The sequence below is a fragment of the Rodentibacter sp. Ppn85 genome (assembly GCF_001999335.1).
In the GTDB taxonomy this organism is placed as follows: Bacteria; Pseudomonadota; Gammaproteobacteria; order Enterobacterales; family Pasteurellaceae; genus Rodentibacter.
Map to the genome: position 1 here is coordinate 1 of NZ_MLHS01000095.1, position 1,591 is coordinate 1,591.

At 36.1% G+C, this 1,591-nt stretch carries 1 protein-coding gene and 1 pseudogene; both read right to left on the reverse strand.

Features of this window, described 5'->3' with window-relative positions; genetic code table 11:
* Nucleotides 1–97: 97 nt before the first annotated feature.
* Nucleotides 98–1,225 (reverse strand): WD40 repeat domain-containing protein, encoded by a 1,128-nt coding sequence (locus BKL51_RS11470; protein ID WP_077466781.1) that lies wholly within the window; start codon nucleotides 1,223–1,225, stop codon nucleotides 98–100.
* Nucleotides 1,226–1,234: 9 nt separating this feature from the next.
* Nucleotides 1,235–1,591, reverse strand: a pseudogene (locus BKL51_RS11475) (hypothetical protein); the annotation flags it as partial.

A 1,591-nucleotide genomic window follows, 5' to 3' on the forward strand; every position in this document is an offset into this window, starting at 1 on the left:
ATTTGGTGTTTAAGCTACCGTGCTGTCTTCTTCCGCTTAACTTAAAACAAGTGCGGTCAAAAACGCCCTCATTTTCAACCGCACTTTTTAGTTTTAATTAATCCGCCACCCAGATTTTTTCTAGCTCTTTTGTTTCGGGATGATATTTATAGACATTAATTCCGCCTCGCCCGTATTGCCCTGTAACGAGAATATTGGCTTTATAAGCGGAGGCAATGCTTAAATTTCCTTGTGATACTCGGGGATCTTGTCCGATTTCCACATAGGCTTGAATCCACGGATCACCGGTAGAGTAAATCGGCGCTAATTCGCTATAGCCACGAGCAAACAAAATAAAATCTTTTTCTGACACAAATGCAACGGTATTTATATGCATTAAATAAGTTATACTTTTACCTTTAAATTTATCAGGAATAGGTAACAATTTGCTGGTATCACGCGTTTTCGTTTTTTTATCAAAAATGCCATCTATATCCGCTAATCTAATTCTGTGAGTTGGATTAGGCACCGACCACATATAACGTCTGGCATTTTCACTCACTGCAACCACCCATTTCCCATCGGGACTAATTATTCCCATTGTTCTTCCTGAATTACCGTATAATCTTGCAAGAGGTTTTAACGTATTTTTATCCCATAATGTCACCCCTTGATAACTGTCTTTTTTATATTTATCAGGGTTGACCGGATTAGCGGTTAATTTTGTTTCAGCCACTTCACCATTACGACTATCCCATCCGTTTCCAACGGATAAAAATTTATCACCGACAATCGAAAAGGTATAAGGCTGAATAGGGCTAATTGGCACATCGGTGTAAATCGGCACTAAATCCTTGCCATATCCTTTATAAAATTTTCCCCATTCATCTGCCGATAAATAAAACGATTTATCCGCTGAAATAACTTGTCCCTCTGTTTTAAAATGTGGAAATTGTAAAACTTCTTTGCCCTCAACATTTTGGATATGCACAACATTATTGTTGTCTTGCCACATAAACTCATGGCTATCGGGAATAAAATAGGCACTATACGGATTGGCATTTTTGGCAAGAAGTTTCTTTTCTTTCTTGGTTAAATCCCACAATACTAATTCATCTTTTCCATGTGCACTAATCGCGTATTTGCCATCACTAGAAACACCCAGTGATACGACACCTGACATTGAATTACAGCCAATAGTAAATAAAGATAAAATAATTAAAATGAGTAAATTTGGTAATTTCATATATCCCTCCTAATAACGCCCAAACTTTGAGTTTTTCTTAATTCTATCAATAATCCATTCCTTATAACTTTTCTCATAGATTAAAGGAAATACCTTATTTTTTTCACTCATTCCCTCCCATTCATATTCCCATTCACGCATAGCGGAATGAGTAATAAAATAGGGTATTTTTTTATTTTTATCTTTAACGTCTTCTATGACTTGAGGAAAAAATTCTACTTTTTTCGAATCACTTATATCTTTAATAAAGCTATCAAAATACAATTCTTTATCTTTTTTGCTCAGTTCCCCTTTCTCATTTTCCCCTAGAACCGAATACAAATCCCCCCTTGCACCCAACGGCGGGCGAATATCCATATTAATTTG